At 34.3% G+C, this 20,200-nt stretch carries 17 protein-coding genes; 5 read left to right on the top strand and 12 right to left on the bottom strand.

Going from position 1 to position 20,200, the window contains the following annotated elements; translation table 11 throughout:
• Positions 1-25: 25 nt before the first annotated feature.
• Positions 26-331, bottom strand: coding sequence for a hypothetical protein (locus GX308_04185; GenBank protein ID NLK21276.1), 306 nt, complete (start codon positions 329-331; stop codon positions 26-28).
• Positions 332-535: 204 nt separating this feature from the next.
• On the bottom strand, positions 536-2,404 hold the full coding sequence (uvrC, locus tag GX308_04190) for an excinuclease ABC subunit UvrC (protein NLK21277.1): 1,869 nt from the start codon (positions 2,402-2,404) through the stop codon (positions 536-538).
• Between the two features lie 170 nt (positions 2,405-2,574).
• Between uvrC and GX308_04195 the strand changes: the two genes are divergently transcribed.
• The 3 genes from GX308_04195 (at position 2,575) to GX308_04205 (ending at position 5,008) form a co-directional block, all read left to right on the top strand.
• Positions 2,575-3,291, top strand: a complete 717-nt coding sequence (locus GX308_04195; protein ID NLK21278.1) for a 1-acyl-sn-glycerol-3-phosphate acyltransferase — start codon at positions 2,575-2,577, stop codon at positions 3,289-3,291.
• Between the two features lie 138 nt (positions 3,292-3,429).
• Positions 3,430-3,840, top strand: a complete 411-nt coding sequence (locus tag GX308_04200) for a hypothetical protein (protein NLK21279.1) — start codon at positions 3,430-3,432, stop codon at positions 3,838-3,840.
• A 103-nt stretch (positions 3,841-3,943) separates the two neighbouring features.
• Positions 3,944-5,008: a hypothetical protein gene (locus GX308_04205; GenBank protein NLK21280.1), complete on the top strand. Its 1,065-nt coding sequence runs from the start codon at positions 3,944-3,946 to the stop codon at positions 5,006-5,008.
• A gap of 35 nt (positions 5,009-5,043) precedes the next feature.
• On the opposite strand, the gene GX308_04210 is transcribed toward GX308_04205, so the two are convergent.
• The 3 genes from GX308_04210 to uvrB all read right to left on the bottom strand — a co-directional run bounded on the left by GX308_04210 (position 5,044) and on the right by uvrB (position 10,329).
• Positions 5,044-5,394 (bottom strand): hypothetical protein, encoded by a 351-nt coding sequence (locus GX308_04210; GenBank protein NLK21281.1) that lies wholly within the window; start codon positions 5,392-5,394, stop codon positions 5,044-5,046.
• A gap of 92 nt (positions 5,395-5,486) precedes the next feature.
• Positions 5,487-8,333, bottom strand: coding sequence for an excinuclease ABC subunit UvrA (gene uvrA / locus GX308_04215; GenBank protein ID NLK21282.1), 2,847 nt, complete (start codon positions 8,331-8,333; stop codon positions 5,487-5,489).
• A gap of 10 nt (positions 8,334-8,343) precedes the next feature.
• On the bottom strand, positions 8,344-10,329 hold the full coding sequence (gene uvrB / locus GX308_04220) for an excinuclease ABC subunit UvrB (protein ID NLK21283.1): 1,986 nt from the start codon (positions 10,327-10,329) through the stop codon (positions 8,344-8,346).
• 166 nt (positions 10,330-10,495) lie between these two features.
• Between uvrB and GX308_04225 the strand changes: the two genes are divergently transcribed.
• Together GX308_04225 and GX308_04230 are read left to right on the top strand one after the other, a co-directional pair.
• A complete protein-coding gene (locus GX308_04225; GenBank protein NLK21284.1) occupies positions 10,496-11,296 on the top strand; it encodes a mechanosensitive ion channel in 801 nt (266 codons plus the stop codon).
• Positions 11,297-11,315: 19 nt separating this feature from the next.
• A complete protein-coding gene (locus GX308_04230) occupies positions 11,316-12,116 on the top strand; it encodes a rhomboid family intramembrane serine protease (GenBank protein NLK21285.1) in 801 nt (266 codons plus the stop codon).
• Positions 12,117-12,129: 13 nt separating this feature from the next.
• On the opposite strand, the gene GX308_04235 is transcribed toward GX308_04230, so the two are convergent.
• The 7 genes from GX308_04235 to ugpC all read right to left on the bottom strand — a co-directional run bounded on the left by GX308_04235 (position 12,130) and on the right by ugpC (position 19,877).
• Complete coding sequence (locus GX308_04235; GenBank protein ID NLK21286.1) at positions 12,130-13,386, bottom strand: PDZ domain-containing protein; 1,257 nt, start codon at positions 13,384-13,386, stop codon at positions 12,130-12,132.
• A 23-nt stretch (positions 13,387-13,409) separates the two neighbouring features.
• Positions 13,410-14,594: a S41 family peptidase gene (locus GX308_04240; GenBank protein NLK21287.1), complete on the bottom strand. Its 1,185-nt coding sequence runs from the start codon at positions 14,592-14,594 to the stop codon at positions 13,410-13,412.
• A 115-nt stretch (positions 14,595-14,709) separates the two neighbouring features.
• The gene (locus GX308_04245) at positions 14,710-15,852 is read right to left on the bottom strand and encodes a peptidoglycan DD-metalloendopeptidase family protein (protein ID NLK21288.1); all 1,143 of its coding nucleotides are present in this window, start codon (positions 15,850-15,852) and stop codon (positions 14,710-14,712) included.
• Positions 15,853-15,874: 22 nt separating this feature from the next.
• Positions 15,875-16,774 (bottom strand): ABC transporter permease, encoded by a 900-nt coding sequence (locus tag GX308_04250; GenBank protein NLK21289.1) that lies wholly within the window; start codon positions 16,772-16,774, stop codon positions 15,875-15,877.
• Complete coding sequence (gene ftsE, locus GX308_04255) at positions 16,761-17,447, bottom strand: cell division ATP-binding protein FtsE (GenBank protein ID NLK21290.1); 687 nt, start codon at positions 17,445-17,447, stop codon at positions 16,761-16,763. Before ftsE ends, GX308_04250 begins: the two co-directional genes overlap by 14 nt.
• A 91-nt stretch (positions 17,448-17,538) precedes the next feature.
• Entirely contained in the window at positions 17,539-18,630 is a 1,092-nt protein-coding gene (locus tag GX308_04260; protein ID NLK21291.1) for a PucR family transcriptional regulator, read from the bottom strand.
• A gap of 134 nt (positions 18,631-18,764) precedes the next feature.
• Positions 18,765-19,877 (bottom strand): sn-glycerol-3-phosphate ABC transporter ATP-binding protein UgpC, encoded by a 1,113-nt coding sequence (ugpC, locus tag GX308_04265; GenBank protein ID NLK21292.1) that lies wholly within the window; start codon positions 19,875-19,877, stop codon positions 18,765-18,767.
• Positions 19,878-20,200 lie beyond the last annotated feature (323 nt).

The raw sequence follows: 20,200 nt of genomic DNA on the forward strand, positions 1-20,200 counted from the left end.
AAAAATCGGAGAATATTTTCTCCGATTATTGAACTTTAATTGTGAAGTTTTCATCCATAATTTCAACCTTTTTATCATTCTCTTGATTAGGATATTTTACGTAAACTATACAATCCTCTAAAATGCTTATGTCTGCTTTTAACAATTGATTTTGCTGAAGCTTGTTTAAGATTTCAGGCAAATCCCTTTCAATGTTTCTATCATCGTTAGATTGAATTAGAATTTTCATCTTATCGTTTTCTACCCTTAGGGATATTTCTACATCACATAGCTCCCCTGTATCTTTAGAAATATATGCATAGCTAAATTTATGCCTTCCTATCTTTGCCATCCTCTCACCTCATTCAATATTGATTTTCTATTAATCTTATGTCTTAAAGATTTAATTATCCACAATACATATTACGAAAATTATCTTAGAAATCAACTTTGAGTATATTGAATAATTATTATCTTAAAACTATTTTTCATAGATTAAGCATACCAATATTTTTTAATAATTTCAATGATTTATATCCCATCTAAAACGAATTACCTATTTTCCAGAATGAAAAAAGGTATATACTTTTTCTGCAATACTAAGTGGTACTCCCTTTACCTTCTTTATTTCTTCGATAGAAGCATTTTTTATTTTTTGTATGCTTCCGAAATACTCAAGAAGTGCCTTTTTCCTTGCAGGACCTACACCTGGTACTTCGTCTAATATGGATTGAATTTGTGCTTTGCTTCTGAGTTTTCTGTGGTATTCAATAGCAAAGCGATGGGCCTCATCCTGTATTCTGGTAATAAGCTTAAACCCTTCTGTTCCTAGGGGAGGACCTATTTCCTCTCCGTTATAGAGAAGTCCCCTGGTTCTGTGCTTATCATCTTTTACCATCCCACAAATAGGAATATCTATATTCAATTCATTTAATGCTTTTTTAGCAGCATTGACTTGCCCCTTACCCCCATCAATCAGTATAAGCTGAGGAAGCTTTGTGAACTTTCCTTCTTCTACAGTTAATCCTCTTGCTTTTAAATCCTTTAATTCTTTTATAGCATGGCTAAAGCGTCTCCTTATAACCTCCTCCATACTTGCATAATCATCAGGACCTATAACCGTTTTTATTTTAAATTTTCTATATTCGCTTCTTTTGGGTCTGCCTCCTTCAAATACTACCATGGAGCCAACGGACTCTATCCCCTGAGTGTTTGAAATATCATAGGCCTCTATTCTATCTATAATATTTTGAAGCCCTATAGTATTTTGAATTTCTTCCACTGCACCTTTAGTCCTTTGCTCTTTTCTTTTTATTTCTTCTCCAAATTGATTGAGGGTCAAAAAGGCATTTTTTGCTGCCATCTCTACTAACTTCGACTTATCTCCCTTTTGTGGTACCTTTATATATACCTTTTGCCCCTTACGATTGGTAAGCCAGGATTGAATAATATTCAATTCATCTATCTCCTCCTGAAGGATAACCTCCTTTGGAATAAAATTAGTTCCTGCATAAAATTGTTTTACAAAGGAGGTCATAATCTCATTTTGATTTCTTTCATCGACTCCATCTACAAGAAAATGTTCTCTTCCTATTACCTTACCTCCCCTAACAAAATAGACTTGAACTAAGGCCTCGTCTTCTTTTTTTGCAAAGGCAATGATATCTTGATCTTCCATTGCAGAATTTATCATTTTTTGTTTTTGAGCAATTCGTTTTATGCTATTAATCTGATCCCTTATATGGGCCGCTTTCTCAAAGTTCAACTCTTTAGAAGCATTAAGCATTTCCTTTCCTAGATCTTTTATGACTTCTTCATATTTTCCATCTAAGAAGGATATTATTTCTGTAATCATTTTCTTATAATCTTTTTCAGAAATTAATCCGGCACAGGGGGCCATACATTGCCCTATATGATATTGCAAACAAGGACGTTCCTTCCCTATATCCCTAGGTAAAACCCTGTTGCAGGTTCGTATAGGCCAAAGTTTCTTAATGATATCTAGGGTTTCCCTTAGGGCAGTACTATCGGTATATGGGCCAAAGTACTTGGCCTTATCCTTTAGAAGCTTTCTTGTCATAAAGACCTTGGGATAAGCCTCATCTAAAGTTATTTTTATATATGGATAATGTTTATCATCTTTTAAACGGATATTATACTTAGGGCGATGTTTCTTTATCAAATTACATTCTAGGATAAGCGCCTCTACCTCTGAATCTGTAACAATATATTCAAATTCTTTTATATGAAAAACCATCCTTTGGACTTTGGGTGAATGATTTCTAGAGTTTTGAAAATACTGACGAACTCTATTTTTAAGATTGACTGCCTTACCAACATATATTATGTTGTCGTATTGGTCTTTCATAAGATAAACCCCAGGTTTTTGGGGAAGCTTTTTTAATTCTTCGTGTATGTCAAACATATGATGCCTCCTATACTTATCATCATTAGCGTATAAAACATCTTAGATTCTTCACTACGTTTGGAATGACAGGGATAATGTCATATTAGGTATGACAAAAATATTTAGTAGATTGTATAATATTATGATATAATATTTTTAAATTCTAATGAACATTTTGAGGTGAGTATATGCGTACAATTTTTTGGTTTACTTATTTTTGGATATATCAAGTAGTTGCTTTATTTTTTCTTATGAGAATTTGCTTCTTAAAGAAATTTAGCACTCCAGATAAAACAAGTGCCTACATACACAAGGTAACCCATAACTGGGCAAAATCCATGGTAAAAGCTACTGGAAGTACCATTACCATAAATGGTCTCGAAAACATTCCTAAAAATGAACCGGTGCTTTTTGTAAGCAATCATCAAGGAAATTTTGATATTCCCCTTCTTATGGGTTTTATTGATAAACCTAAAGGATTTATGGCAAAAATAGAGCTTACCAAACTGCCTTTAGTACATACTTGGATGAAATTAATCCGCTGTGTTTTTATGGATAGAAATGATTTAAGGCAAACCCTTAAAGCTATGAATGAAGGTATTCAAATATTAAAATCGGGTTATTCCATGGTGATTTTCCCCGAAGGCACAAGGAGTAAGGGTGCTCCTATGGGAGAGTTTAAAAAAGGCAGTCTTCGTTTAGCCGTGAAAACAGAAGTACCGGTTATCCCCATTGCCATCAATGGTTCTTATAAAATGATGGAGGCAAATGGATTTAAGATTAGACCTAGCCATATAAATATAAATATAGGAAACCCTATAATCCTTACGGACCTTCCTAAAGATGAAGCTAAAAATACCGTTTCTCTAGTTGAAAATACTGTTCGTGATTTACTTGAAAATTAAACTCAATAATTTTATATAAGTATTTTTGCGATTGATTCTCATATTATACCACACTGTATATTCTTTAGTCTTTAGTAAGTATAAGGTAACATGAAATAAGATATAATAAGATTACTATGGACTTAAAGGAGTACTTGAATGAACCCCAAATATCAACCACTTAATATACATAACCATAACATCTACGCAGCCTTTAACAATCATAAGGTCTATCTTAAAAATAATAAGGTTTTAGATGAACTTATCAAAAATGAAACCTTAATTTGTAGGGATATAGCGCAAACCCTTAAAAATGCCTATAGCGAATTTATGAAGAAGGAATTAAAAATTACCACAGACTCTATGGCATTAGAAATCCTAGGCAATGTATACCCTAATAAAGTTTCCCCCGTAATATATAATATCCTACCTGCTCTTAGTTCTGTTCCTGATTTTTCATTGGATAAAACTGATATTATCGATATCGGGGAATCTGGATATGATTCCAGCCGATTAATATGGGATAAACTTGAACCTCTTTATCTTGCTATTACTTGCCGTTTACATTAAGTTTATGTTACAGTCTTCCAATTACCCATTACTTTCCTTGAAAAAAAAAGTAATTTCTCCTATAATAAAACCATTATCAAAAATATATCAAGGAGGTTTAAGAATGTTTAATAATTCTAAAAAACGTTTGATAGCATTAGCAACAACTGCTACTATTTGTTTATCCACTGCTACAGCTATATATGCTGCACCCGAAATAACAAAAACTTTAAAAGCGCAATTTCCCGGAATCAAAATCAGCTATAATGGACAAGTTAAATCCAGTGATAAGGAACCTTTTATTGTAGATGGTACTACATATGTGCCTATTAGAATGGTTGGAGAGTTAGTAGGTAAATCTGTATCTTGGGTAGGGGAAAGTAAACAAATCCTAATTACAGACAATACTTCTGATTTGTCAATTCAATTGATTCAAAAGAATAATACAATTAATACCCTAACTAAGGAAAATGAATCCTTAAGAAGTCAACTTAAAGCATTACAAGATGAAATGGAATCTCTCAAGGATAAAACACCCACTACAAGTAATTTGAGCAAATTGGAAAAGCAAATCCAAAATGACCATGAAAAATACAAAAGGATGTTCTTTGATATCAGCCTTAAGGAATACAGAGGCGATATAGAAGTAGCTATTGATATCGATTTACATAAGGATTCTAGATATTGGTCCGATCTTTCTGAAACGGATATCAAAAACTATATTTATGATATCTGTGATGATATATGGTATGCATATAGGGATGTACGCATTCAAGGGCATATCTACGATATAAAAAGCCGCGAATATTTAGTTGAATTTGAAAGTGATTCTAGGCAAAGACTTAGTTATGACTTTACAAAGACCTTGGATATTAATAAATTAGAATATGAGATGGATAGAAAATATAGCAATTACTTTCCTGGAATTCCTTTAACCATAAAATTATCCGGGGATAAATATGACTTAGTGTATAAAGTTAATGTGGATTATGAAAGATACAAATCAGAATGGAGAAATCTTGGTGATGCTAGGATTAGAGGCCTTATGACTGCTATTTATAATGATTTAGAAAAAAAGGTTTCTGATACGAGTATCGATGGTTTCATATGCGATTATTATACCAATGAAACCCTCGCTGAGTATTATACTGCTCCTTCTGGAAATTCTAACTTTAGACCTTATTATTAAATATTATATAGATAAAACCAGCCCATGGGCTGGTTTTATCTATTGTCATTTTTTTGTTGAATCCACACATCTTTATCCTTTGAGTTCATAATATCTAAAAAGAAATGGCCGGGGCTTTTTACATAATCAGTATGCTCATTATGAAAATATTCTAAATCAGCTTGTATCTCTACCATATTAGGACTTTCTGCCTGCTTTATATAGATGTTCTTAGGTTTTCCATCGTCCCCCCGCATCTCCAAATAATAAGTCAAAATATCTGCTGCATTTTCATTGCTATAATTACCTTCATAAATGACTTCATATTCATCCTTAGGGATTTTTAAATTAATATGGTAGTGCCCATCATCTCTGCGCATCCTGGTGTCCATAATGCTATTAATCATTATTATCACCCTGCCTTATTTTATTTCTATTAGTTTTTTCATATAAGCATATATTAATTCAGGTTTTTTTTGGAAAATTAAAGCACAGGCGTTTAGCTGTGCTTCTTTTCCCTTTCTAATACCTTTTTAACGAATTTACCAGTATAAGAAGATTCAATACAAGCAACCTCTTCAGGGGTTCCCGTGGCGATTATTTCTCCACCCCGTTCTCCCCCCCCAGGGCCTAAATCTATGATGTAATCTGCTGTTTTAATAACATCTAGATTATGCTCAATAACTAAAACGGAATTTCCCCCTTCAGTTAGGCGTTGTAATATATCAATTAACTTATGAACATCTGCAAAGTGGAGACCTGTCGTGGGCTCATCCAGAATATACATAGTCCTACCTGTACTTCTTTTGCATAGTTCCGTTGATAATTTTACCCTTTGCGCTTCCCCTCCTGAAAGGGTAGTCGAAGGCTGTCCTAATTTTATATAAGATAATCCTACATCATGTAAGGTTCCTAGTTTCCTTTTTATTTTAGGGTGATTTTCAAAAAATTCTAGTGCCTCTTCTATGGTCATATCAAGAACATCCGCAATGGATTTTCCTTTATAATGAACATCTAGGGTCTCCCTATTGTATCTTTTTCCATGGCAGACTTCGCAAGGAACATATACATCCGGTAAAAAGTGCATTTCAATTTTAATAATTCCATCCCCCCGGCAGGACTCACATCTACCCCCTTTTACATTGAAGCTAAATCTTCCCTTTTGATATCCCCTCATCTTTGCCTCTTGGGTTTCTGCAAACACCCCTCTTATATCATCAAAGACCCCTGTATATGTGGCAGGATTAGAGCGTGGGGTACGCCCTATGGGGGATTGGTCTATGCTGATTACCTTATCTAAATTGTCCATGCCTAAAATATTTTTGTGACGTCCCGGCTTTATCTTAGCTCTATTTAAGTCTCTTGCTAAACGTTTAAGCAAAATTCCATTAACCAGGGAACTTTTCCCCGAACCTGAAACCCCGGTAATACAGCTAAAGACTCCTAAAGGGATATCCACATCAATATTTTTTAAATTGTTTTCGCAAGCACCTTTTATAGAAAGCCATTTGCCATTGGGTTTTCTTCTTTCTACGGGAACTCTTATCTGCTTACGGCCACTTAGATATGCTCCTGTTTCTGACTCCTTGCACTTCATAATTTCTTCAACCGTTCCCGCGCAAATAACTTCACCACCGTTAGAACCTGCCCTAGGACCTATATCAACAATATAATCTGATGCAAACATCGTATCTTCATCATGTTCCACAACAATAAGGGTATTTCCTAGGTCTCTTAGATGGGTTAATGTCTTTAAAAGTCTTTCATTATCCCTTTGATGGAGTCCTATACTTGGCTCGTCTAGTATATATAATACTCCCACCAATCCAGAACCTATTTGGGTTGCTAATCTAATTCTTTGTGCTTCTCCTCCGGATAATGTTCCCGCCGCCCTAGATAAGGTTAGATAGTCAAGACCTACATCAACCAAGAATCCAATTCTTGCATTGATTTCCTTTAAAATCTGTTCTCCTATAAGTCTTTGTCTATCCGTTATCTTCATATCATCAAAAAATTCTTTTGCTTCTATAATAGACATATTTGTTACTTCAGAAATATTTTTACCTCCTACCTTTACGGCTAGGGCCTCAGGCTTTAGTCTTGCTCCAGAGCAAGAAGGACAAGGGTTATTGGTCATAAAGCTTTCATATTCCTGTTTCATATATTCAGAAGATGTCTCCATATATCTCCTATGCATATTGGGGATTATCCCTTCAAATGCATACATATAGGCACCTTGACCATTGGCATTCTTGTATTCGATTTTTATTTTTTCCCCTTTAGTCCCATAAAAAATCATATCTTTTATTTTTTCATCTATATCCTTAAAGGGAGTATTCAAATCAAATTTATAATGCCTAGATAGGGAACTGAAAAAATTGTATCCGTGACTCTCTGGATTATCTATGGAGTTCCATCCTGGAGCACTAATAGCTCCCTCCATAATACTAAGGTTAGGATTGGGTACAATAAGTTCTGGGTCTATTTTCATTTGGGTACCAAGCCCTGTACATGTAGGACATGCTCCAAAGGGATTGTTAAATGAAAACAGCCTTGGTTCAATTTCATCAATACTTATCCCACAATCGGAACAGGCAAAGTTTTGGCTAAAGGTTACTTCCTCATCGTCAATAATATCTACAATCAGGAGTCCCCCTGAAAGATTCATAACCGTTTCTATGGAATCACTAAGCCTTTTTGCCATATCTTTTTTAACAATTAATCTATCTACGACAATCTCTATCGAATGTTTTTTATTCTTTTCCAATTTAATTTCATCGGATAAATCATATATAATACCATCAACCCTGGCTCTTACATAACCACTTTTTCTAGCGCTTTCAAACACTTTAACATGTTCGCCTTTTCTTCCCCTTACAATGGGGGCTAAAATCTGAATTCTCGTTTTCTCCGGCAGCTCCATTATTTTGTCCACTATTTGATCTATAGTTTGCCTATTTATTTCTTCCCCACATTTAGGACAGTGGGGAATTCCTGCTCTCGCAAATAAAAGCCTTAAATAGTCATATATTTCTGTTACCGTCCCTACGGTAGATCTTGGATTCCTACTGGTGGTTTTCTGGTCTATGGATATGGCTGGAGATAATCCCTCTATATTATCCACATCTGGTTTTTCCATCTGTCCTAAGAATTGTCTTGCATAGGCGGAGAGGGATTCTACATATCTTCTTTGTCCCTCTGCATAGATTGTATCAAATGCCAAGGAAGACTTTCCTGAGCCACTTAGACCTGTAAACACTACAAATTTATCCCTTGGTACCTCTAAATTAATGTTTTTTAAATTGTGTTCTCTTGCACCTTTTATTATTATTTTATTCTTTGACATACTTCCACCTCTATAAATCCATCAAATGTTTTTTTAGTTCTATTAACTCGTCCCTAAGGCCTGCGGCTTTTTCAAATTGTAAGTCAGAAGCAGCTCTTTTCATTTCTTTAGTTATCTTCTCTATCATATCTTGTAGTTCTTTTTTGTCCATGGACTCCGGATCTTTTTGGGTACTATATTTATCTTTATCCTCTGTTTCCTTGGTGGCGCGGATAATATCCCTAACTTTTTTAACGATGGTTTTAGGAGTGATATTATGGGCTATATTATATTCATCTTGAATTTGCCTTCGTCTATTGGTTTCTGATATAGCCCTTCTCATGGAATCGGTTATCTTATCAGCGTACATTATAACTTGTCCATCTGCATTTCTTGCAGCTCTTCCTATGGTCTGAATAAGGGAGGTTTCTGACCTTAAAAATCCTTCTTTATCGGCATCTAAAATAGCCACTAAAGATACCTCCGGTATATCTAATCCTTCCCTTAATAAATTTATTCCAACCAAGACATCAAATACATCCATCCTTAAGTCCCTTACAATTTCTATTCTTTCTAGGGTATCAATATCAGAATGAAGATACCTTACCTTAACTCCCATTTCTTTCATATAATCCGTTAAGTCCTCTGACATTTTTTTAGTCAAAGTTGTCACTAATACCTTTTGGTTTTTTTCTACCCTCTTTTTGATTTCATAAAACAAATCATCTATTTGTCCTTTAACCGGGCGGACATCCACCATAGGGTCTAATAATCCCGTTGGCCTTATAATTTGTTCTGCAACTATCTGGGAATGATTATATTCATATTGGGCCGGCGTTGCTGATACAAATAGTATTTGGTTTATTTTGCTTTCGAATTCGTCAAATTTCAACGGCCTATTATCCAGGGCCGAAGGAAGTCTAAATCCATAATCTACTAAGGTTGTTTTTCTGGCCCTATCCCCATTATACATGCCCCTTATCTGGGGTATCGTCATATGGGATTCATCTACAATAATTAAAAAGTCCTCTGGAAAGTAATCAATTAAGGTATGGGGGGTACTGCCCGGTGCCCTTCCCGAAAGATGCCTTGAATAATTTTCTATTCCTGAACAATAACCAACTTCCCTCATCATTTCTATATCAAAATTAGTTCTTTGTGCCAGCCGCTGAGCTTCTAGGAGCTTATCCTCTTCCTTTAGCTCCTTTACCCTTTGAATCATTTCCTCATCTATTGCGGCTATGGCCCTTTCCAATTTATCAGGAGGGGTTACATAATGGGAAGCAGGGAAAATTGCAACATGTTCCCTTAAACCTAAAATCTCTCCCGTTAATGTATCAACCTCAGAAATCCTATCAATTTCATCTCCAAAAAATTCGACCCTAATAGCTCTTTCGGAGGAAGCTGCCGGAATAATTTCAACAACATCCCCTCTCACCCTAAAGGTGCTCCTTGTAAAATCCATATCATTTCTTGTATACTGGATATCTACCAATTTTCTAAGTACTTCATCCCTAGCTTTTTCCATCCCCGGTCTTAGAGAAAGGACCTGAGTACCATAATCTATAGGGTCTCCCAAACCATAAATACATGAAACACTGGCAACAATTATAACGTCCGTTCTTTCAGCTAAGGCAGCTGTCGCTGAGTGACGAAGCTTATCTATTTCTTCATTAACTGAAGAATCTTTTTCTATAAATGTATCTGTATGGGGCACATATGCTTCTGGTTGATAATAATCATAATAGCTCACAAAATACTCTACTGCATTATTAGGAAAAAATTCTTTAAACTCACTGTATAATTGTGCTGCTAAAGTCTTATTATGTGCTATAATTAATGTGGGTTTTTGTGTTCTTTGAATAATATTTGCCATGGTAAAGGTTTTCCCTGAACCTGTGACTCCAAGAAGGGTTTGAAATTTATTGCCCTTTTTCACTACCTTTGAGAGCTTTTCAATAGCTTCCGGCTGATCCCCTGTCGGTTGGTATTCAGATATAAGCTGAAAAGTTGACATACTGCACCCACTTTCTTATAAATAAAATATAAACATATGATAATCATTCTTAATTACTAAGTTATTATAACATATGTTTTTATATTTGAAAACATATGTTTGCAAATTCAAGAATAATTGACTAAACCCAAAAAAAGGTACATAATGATATATAAGAGGTGTTGTAATGAACTGGTTGGAAATTATTAAAATTAAATTTTTTGGTTTTGCTCCAAAACTTATCTGGAGCATCATTCTTTTTGTTGTTGGGCTATGGCTTATTAAGCTTTTAGTAAAATTTATTGACAATTTCTTAAGGAGGGGTAAAGTAGACCAATCCCTCTATTCCTTCGTTATATCTTTTTCTAAAGTTAGTTTAAAAATTATCCTTTTTATTACTGTGGCTGCCACTTTAGGCGTTAAAGAAAGTTCCCTTATTGCAGTCTTAGGGGCTGCAGGTCTCGCAGTGGGACTTGCCCTGCAAGGAAGCCTTTCAAATTTTGCAGGTGGAGTCTTAATTCTAGCCTTTAGACCCTTTAATGTAGGTGATTATATAGAATCTCAAGGTTTTAGTGGTACAGTAAAAGAAATACAAATCCTTTATACTATTCTTTTAACTCCCGATAACAGGAAAATAGTCATTCCTAACGGTGAATTATCAAATCATAGTGTTGTGAATTATTCTTCTTTAAATGAAAGAAGGCTTGATTTTGTTTTTTCCGTAGGATATAAAAATGATATATTAAAAGTAAAGCAAATTCTAGAAAATATAGTTAGGAATCATAATCTAGTTCTTAAGGACCCCCACTGGACTATTGGTGTAGCGGAACTTGGCTCTAGTTCCGTTAATTTTGCGGTAAAAATATGGTGTAAAAGCGAAGATTATTGGATTTTGTTTTATGATTTACAAGAAAAGGTTAAGCTAGAATTAGATAAAGAAAATATTCATATCCCGTACCCCCAAATGGATGTTCATGTCCATAATTGATATTTAAAGGAGAATATATATGCGTTGGGTTAATAAATTAGAAAGGAAATTAGGACATTTTGCAATTCCTAATTTGATGACTTATATAGTAGGCTTGAATGCCATTACCTTTGTTATGGTTTATCTTTTTCAACAAAATTTATATAAATTATTTTTAATTCCTGAGCTGGTACTTAAAGGGGAGATTTGGAGGCTTTTTACATATATATTTATTCCTCCCACTATGTCTCCCCTATGGCTGGCATTTGTATTATATTTTTATTATATGATTGGTTCTTCTCTAGAAAGGGAATGGGGAACCTTTAGGTTTAATATTTTTTACTTAATGGGGATGATTGGAACAACTATCTCTGCATTCATATCTGGGGAGTCTGTTTCTTCAGCCTATGTTAATTTATCTCTTTTCCTTGCCTTTGCCAGAATTTTCCCTGACTATCAACTGCTTATATTCTTTATCCTTCCTGTAAGGATAAAGTACCTAGCGTGGATTAATTGGGCCTTTTTTATAATAACTCTCCTAGCCCCCTTAAATATGATTCCTCTCCCCCATAAACTAACGGCAATTGCTTCTTTGCTTAACTACTTTATGTTCTTTGGCAAAGATATTATAAATAATGCCAAAAACAACCGGCAAGTATATAAGAATAGGAAACAATTTAAGTCTAAAATACCAAAAGATTTTACAATTCATAAATGTAGTGTCTGTGGGGTAACTGAAAGGGATAACCCCGATATTGAATTTAGATACTGTTCTACCTGTGAAGGGGATTATGAATACTGTATGGAACATTTAAAAAATCATAAACATATCAAAAAATAGAAGGCAATGCCTTCTATTTTTTCATCATGTTAAACAATCCTATGCTTTCCATATTCTCTAGTCTATAAACTGTTATCGGCTGATCCATTAGCGGGATAATTCCCAACTCGTTTATTCCCTCAGGATATGCCCTATGCTCTAGATACTTTTTTTCTCCACTTGGGGTAATAATATCAAACCATAAAAAAGTATAATAATTATTTAATACTGCCCTTAGGTGAATATAATCCCTTATTGGGGTTCCATTTATCTTACTTATTATATCCCCTCTTTTTAACCCTATCCTTTCTCCTATGCTCTCTGGCTTTAATTCAAGAATCCTAACCCCTTTATCGGGATACATATATAATGGTTTTGAGAACCTTTCTCTTCTTTGACTTTGAACAATAAGAATTTCATGTAGCAAGGGCATTAGTATAATTCCCATCACTTGCATCCACTGCCTATTAGGAGCAAGTATGGCTGTAAATATAAGTATTAAGCTATACAACATAAGAAGAAGGGAGTTCCTTCTTGATTTTTTTTCGGGACTTGTTGTTACAGCTATATCTCCATACCCTAATACTGCCGCAATGGGGTATATAGAATAAATGAGTATTGTATTTTGATTATCCATTATATTTTTCATAAGGGGCCACCAATCTGGCATTTCTATGGTTCCATTGGGGAGAGAAGTTACTATCTCTATAACTAACAGGGCAAAGGGCAAAGGCCAATATTTCTGCATCATGTATGCTGCAGCAATTTTCCCCTCTTTTTTAATTGCAATAGGGATGCTGTCCTTTGATCCTTCAATAAAGATAAGCCCTGCCTCCATAAGGTGTAATATTCCCACAAGTGCAATAATCCCCGGGATATCCAAATCTATATCGGGCAATTTATATCCTAGAAGCATTTGGCCGTTAAAAACTAAAGTCAAAAAACCCAATATACCGCCAGCATAGGAAAAGCATAAATACCTAAAATTAACTATAGCAAGAAGTATAGATATGGGCAAAAGAAATACCATATATTCCGAAAGATATATAGGAAGACCAATTAGAACTAATACTATACTGGCTCCTATTCCGACCAAAATACCACTTAATACAGATTGCACCATCCTAGCAGATACCTTTTTCTTTACAAAGGATAAGCTTTGTAATTCCAAACTCTCGTTTTTCCTATACATTTTATATATTAAATAAAGTACAATCAAAAACCATGGATGGAAAATCGCTGTTGCTACCTGCTGTAGTATTGTATAAATAACTTTCACCAAATAATGCATATCATTCACCTATTCTGAGGGCTTTATAATTGTTCTTTTAATACCTCTATGGCTTTCTTAAGCTGACTATCTTCATCCTCTTCAAGGGATAACTTAGATCTTAATCCCTCTGGTAGTTCTACTACATAATCAGGCTCTATTCCTATACCCTGTATACATATACCACTAGGAGTATAGTATTTTGAAATAGTAATTTTAATGGCAGAACCATCTCCTATAGGATAAAGGGATTGAACTAATCCTTTTCCAAAGGTAGTAGTTCCTACCAATTTCCCTTTATTATGATCCTTTACAGCCCCTGAAAGAATTTCAGAAGCACTGGCACTATTTTCATTAACCAGCAATACTAGAGGAATTTTTATTTCATTGGCATCGGACATATATGTGTCCCTTTTACCATTTTTATCTTCTGTATAAACGATTAGGCCTTCTGGAATTAGTTGGTCTGCAATCTTTGTAACTACATTGAGTAATCCCCCTGGGTTGTTTCTAAGGTCTATAATCATGGCTTTTTGTTCCTGCTTTTGTAAATCTTTGTAAGCGTCCATAAATTGATTATAGGTTACTTCATCAAAAGATATAATTTGTATATACCCAATACTATTTTCAAGCATCTTATGGGAAACTGTGGGATAATCAATATTTGCTCTAGTAATTTCTGTTTCAAAAGTCTCTAACTCATTTTTCCTATAAATTGTTACTTTTACTTTGGTCCCTGCAGGCCCTTTCATCATAGATACTGCTTCATTTAAATCCTCACCGGTAACCTCAAAATCATTGACTTTAATTATTTTATCCCCAGGCAAGAGCCCTACCTTAGCCCCCGGAGAACCTTCAAATGGTGAAACAACTGTAATTAGTTTATCTGTTTGATCTACAGAAACAACAACACCGATTCCCGCATATCTGCCGGAGGTTTCTATTTGGAAATCCTCAAACTGTCCCTTATCCATATATACTGTGTAAGGATCTCCTACCCCTCCTACAATCCCTCTATACATCCCCTCTTCAAGGGATTCCATATCGATTTTATCTACATAAAATTTGTTTAGATAGGAGATAATCTTGTTTACCTTTTGATTAGTGCCTAGCTTAATGCCTCCTGACATACCCATTACAGTCTTAAATCCTAAAAAGGATATGTTTACAAAAATAATAATAGCCATACCTAAGGCTAAACCATTTAAAAATGTTTTTTTATTTTCCATCCATTGGCACTCCTTTAGTGATTATATTCTCATTGTATTAAAAGCTATCTATTATTATACCATAGATAATTCAATTAAATCATTTAATCAACAAAAAAATAAAGGACAGGGTCCTTTATTTTGAAAAGTATTGCATGGGATTCGTATGATTTCCGTTAATTCTAACCTCAAAGTGGCTATGGTTTCCTGTAGAATTTCCTGTGCTTCCTACCTTTGAAATGACTTGTCCTCTTTTTACTACCTGTCCTACAGATACAACTAACTGAGAATTATGGGCATATAAGGTGCTTACACCACTACCATGATCGATAATTACTGTATAACCGTATCCGTTGATATAACCAGAAGCAATAACCTCGCCATCAGCCGCTGCTAGCACTCCTACACCCTTAGGAGCAGGTATATCTATCCCCGTATGAAATTCTTGTTTTCCGTATATTGGATGCACTCTTCCCCCATAGGTAGAGCTAAGGGTATAATATCCTGGAAGTGGCCATTCGAACTTTTCGCCACTATAAACCCTTTTACTTCTTTTTGTAAGCTCTATAATTTCTTTTTCTAACTGTTTGGAAATTTCCTCTTCCTCTTTAATAAGTTTCATCCAAGTCAATTCATCTTCATCTAATTCCATAAGAGCTATTTCTTTTTCTTCCATGGTTTCTTCTATACTATGTTTTATTCCTAATTGATGTTTTCTAACAAGAGCAACTTCCCCTTGTTTATCTTTTAACTCTTGCTTTTGGTTTTTTATCTTTTCTTCATTTTCTTTCATGTTTTTCATTAACTTTTGGTCGTATTCTACAATTTTTGATATAACGTCTACCCTATTAAGAAAATCAGAAAAGTTCTTAGAATGAAGTAATACCTGCATATATCCAACTTTTTTATTCATATACATATATTTTAATCTATCTTTGAATGCCTCATATTGGATTTCCCTTTCATCTTCTGCTAGTTCTAACTCTTCCTGTTTTTGATTCATTTCAGCTTCTAAAGTTTTTAATTGACTTTCAATATCTTGAAGATATCCCTTTACTTTTTCTAATTCACTATCTAACTCTCCTATATTGTGCATAATGCTTTCTTTTTCTTCCTTAGTCTTCCTTAAACTTTCCTTTGCATTCTTTAAATTGCTCTTTACATCTTCAAGTTTATTTTTTTTATCACTTACAGAATCAGCCCACACGGTAAAAAAAGGAGCACTTCCTAGTATAATAACCATAAGTATAATTAACCCACGTTTGATACCCTTTTCCACAAAAATCCCCCCATTAGTAGAACTAAGCCTTAAGATACCTTCTAATAGATATACTGCTCCCTATAATACCAATACTGATTCCTATAGCTAGCGATACCGGAGACAATACCTGAAAAATTTCTTCTGTCGATCTAAAGCTTAATATATTTTGGATAAGTGTATTTTTTTCATATATAAGTTCTGTGATAAAATTATAAGAAAACCAGAGTATACCAAGAGGTATAACAGCCCCAATAAGACCGATGATAATTCCCTCAATGATAAAAGGCCATCTAATAAACCAATCAGTTGCACCTATATATTTCATGATATTAATTTCACTCTTTCTTACATAGACTGTAAGACGAATAGTATTGTCCATTAACATTATACCTATAAAACCTAGAACGAGAATAAGTACTAAGCTGATAATTCTAATCATATTATTAAAACCAATAAGTATTTTTGTTTCTTCCTCAAGGTACCTAACTTCAATTCCTTCAATCTTAGTTAGCTGTTCAACTACATTTTTTTGGTACCGAATATCTTCTAAAGCAATCTCAAAGGATGGTGGTAAGGGATTATCATTCTCTAATCCTTCTAAAAGCGAAGCATACTCTCCCCATTCTTTTTTCTCTTTATTAAGTGCATCTTCTGGAGAAATATAGACGATATTTTTTATATGTTCAATATTATTTATTTGTTGTTTTAAAGCTTCTGTCTTTTTTTCTGATACATCTTCTGTATAAAAAACTGTGATTCCACCGGTCTCCTCTAAGGTTTCTAGCATATAATCTACATTAACCGCTATGCAGTAGAATATTCCTACAATCATTAAACAAGAAGCAATAGTTCCCATAGATGCAAGGGACATTAATCTATTCCTCCAAATCCCTCTTAAACCTTGACCTGCAAAATATTTAATAGTTCTAATCTTCATCATTGTATCCGCCCTTTTGCAAATCTCGAATTAGTACGCCTTCTTTTATCTCTATTACTCTTTTTTTCATCTTATCTACAATATCTTTTTCATGGGTCGCAATGACTACGGTGGTCCCCCTATGGTTAATATCCTTTAGCAATTTCATGATCTCCCATGAGGTTCCGGGATCTAGATTCCCCGTAGGCTCATCGGCTAAAAGTATCGGCGGGTTATTTATGATTGCCCTAGCTAGGGCCGTCCTTTGTTGCTCACCACCGGATAATTGGCCGGGATATACCCTTGCTTTTTTAGCTAGACCAACCATGGATAAAACCATCGGGACATTTCTCCTTATTTCCTTAGGAGTTGCTTCTACTATCTGCATGGCAAAGGCAACATTTTCATAAACGGTTTTGTTAGGGAGTAGTCTAAAATCCTGAAATACAACCCCCATTTCTCTACGCAAATAAGGGATGCGGTTTTTTCTTAATTTGTTTACTTCTTTTCCATGAATAATAATTTCTCCCTGGCTTGGTTCTGTTTCCTTTAGCAGCAATTTTAATAAGGTTGATTTCCCCGAACCACTATTACCTATTATGAAGGCAAATTCACCTTTATCAATAGAAAGTGAGACATCTTTAAGAGCCTCAGTGCCATTTGGATAAGTTTTTGTTACATTCTGTAATCTAATCAAGTTACTCCCCCCCAACGAGGCATAAAATCTATTCTATTTTACATTATTTTTCCTTTGTCTTCAATATATATTAAGCCCTAATTACATAATTTTAATATGATTCTCTCTCCATATATTTCATGTATTTACTAACCATTAATGTTATTTTAAATGTAATCGCATCTTCAAAATTCCTTAAATCTAGTCCGGTCATCTTCTGTAGCTTATCTAATCTATATACTAGGGTATTCCTATGAATATACAGCTGTCTCGATGTTTCTGAAACATTTAAACTGTTTTCAAAAAACTTGTTAACGGTTGCTAGGGTTTCCCCATCAAATTCATCCATGGTTCTTCCATGAAGTACTTCTTTAACATACATATTGCAAAGGGGAACTGGTAGTTGGTAAATTAGACGACCAATCCCCAAGCTATCATAACTTACTATACGTTTTTCACTATAGAATATTTTCCCTACCTCTAATGCCATCTTAGCCTCTTTATAAGATCTCGATACATCTTTCAAATCCTCAACCACAGTTCCAACCGCAACAGAAATGCTGCTCATCGCCTCACTACTTATGGTATCAAAAATCATTCTTGCAATCTTTTCTTTACCCTCTAGGACCTCTTTTTCATTTATTTCTTTTACTAAAATAATACTTTTCTCATCTACCGCTGTGACAAAGTCCTTTGATTTAGAGGGAAAAATACTTCTTACTATTTCTACAAAGTTCATATCCTTATCAGGTTTTGTCTCAATCAAGTATACAACTCTTGTAAGATTATTATCTATATGGAGTTTCTTAGCTCTACTATAAATATCAACTAAAAGTAAATTATCCAGAAGAAGATTCTTAATAAAATTATCCTTATCATATCTCTCTTTATATGCAACTAGAAGGTTTTGGATTTGAAAGGCAGCTATCTTGCCTATCCTATATATATCCTCATCCTCTCCCCTAGCTGACACAACGTATTCCGTTGAATTTTCATCAAATACTTTGAAATAATGGTATCCTTGAATCATTTGACTTTCTGCTTGCGAATTGATAAAATCTTCTACAGTGGATTTGTAAAGCCCCATTTGGTTTTCTTCCGTAGATGCTACTACTTTAGCATCTGTATCCATAACACAAAAGTTTTTTCTAGTGATTGCCTTTAATCCATCAATTGTACTTTGTAAAATTTGATTTGATATCATAATACTAACACTCCTAAATGTTTTTTCAATAGGTACGGTTATATCCCCTCTATCCTATATTATAGTATCTTAACAAAAAAATAAAGAGAAAATACACAAATCGTGTATTTTCTCTTCTTTTTATTTAGAATAAATTAATTTGTAATGGTTGCTTCTGTATCTTTGTCAAAAACATGGATATGGTTAATATCTAGAGCAATTTTGATTGTATCTCCTGGTTTTGCCTTTGATTTAGGATCAACACGTGCTGTCATATTCTGCCCATTAGATACCATGTACAAATATACTTCGGCTCCAAGCATCTCAGTTACTTCTACATTAGCATTAATAATACTTTCAGGAGAAGATGCAAGGAAAGCATCATCATCATGAAGGTTTTCTGGACGGATACCCATTATTACATCTTTTCCTATATAGCCACCTTCTATAAGCTTTTTAGCCTTATCTTGAGGAAGTTTGATTTCTTCGTTTCCAAAGGAAAGAACAACACTATCCCCACGCTTAGCAGCTTTTACTTCAATCATATTCATTTGAGGAGATCCAATAAATCCAGCAACGAATAAGTTGTTTGGTTTTGAGTAAAGGTTACTTGGGGAATCAACTTGTTGAATAATTCCGTCTTTTAGCACAACGATTCTTGTTCCTAAGGTCATAGCCTCTGTTTGGTCATGGGTAACATAGATAAATGTTGTTTGAAGTCTTTGATGAAGTTTAGATATTTCTGTTCTCATTTGTACCCTTAACTTTGCGTCAAGGTTAGAAAGTGGTTCGTCCATTAAGAATATTTTTGGTTCACGAACAATCGCACGTCCCATGGCAACCCTTTGTCTTTGTCCCCCGGACAATGCCTTTGGCTTCCTATCTAATAAATGATCAATATCAAGAACTTTTGCTGCTTCTCGAACACGTTTGTCTATTTCAGCCTTGGGTGTCTTACGAAGTTTTAATCCAAATGCCATATTATCATATACAGTCATATGAGGATATAAAGCATAGTTTTGGAATACCATCGCAATATCTCTGTCCTTTGGTGCAACGTCATTACATAATTTGTCACCAATCCAAAGGTCCCCTGAGGTGATTTCTTCAAGACCTGCAATCATACGAAGAGTCGTAGATTTGCCGCATCCTGATGGACCAACAAAAATAATAAACTCTTTATCCGCTATATCTAAGCTAAAATCTTTTACTGCAACGAAACCGTTAGGATACTTTTTATAAATATTTTTCAGTTTCAATTCAGCCATTAAATTTGCCCCCTTATTAAATAAGTATTACACTAATAGAGTTTCTAAGATTAATATACTATATTTCAATAAGTTGTACCATTGCTCTTTTTAACAAATCACCCAAAATAGATTTGTTAATTTTGTATATGTGCTTGTCTTATTAAAGCAATTTTAGTTATTATTCTACATTGTTTTACAACGGCTTACTGGACTTTTTGGTGTTAGTATATAACTATGGACACGGAAAGTTGAACATTCTATAATATAACAAAGGAGTGTTCAATCATGGCAAAAAAGCAAAAATCCTATACACCAGAATTCAAGCAGCAGATTGTAGACCT

Source organism: Candidatus Epulonipiscium sp., assembly GCA_012519205.1.
Lineage (GTDB): Bacteria > Bacillota > Clostridia > Lachnospirales > Defluviitaleaceae > JAAYQR01.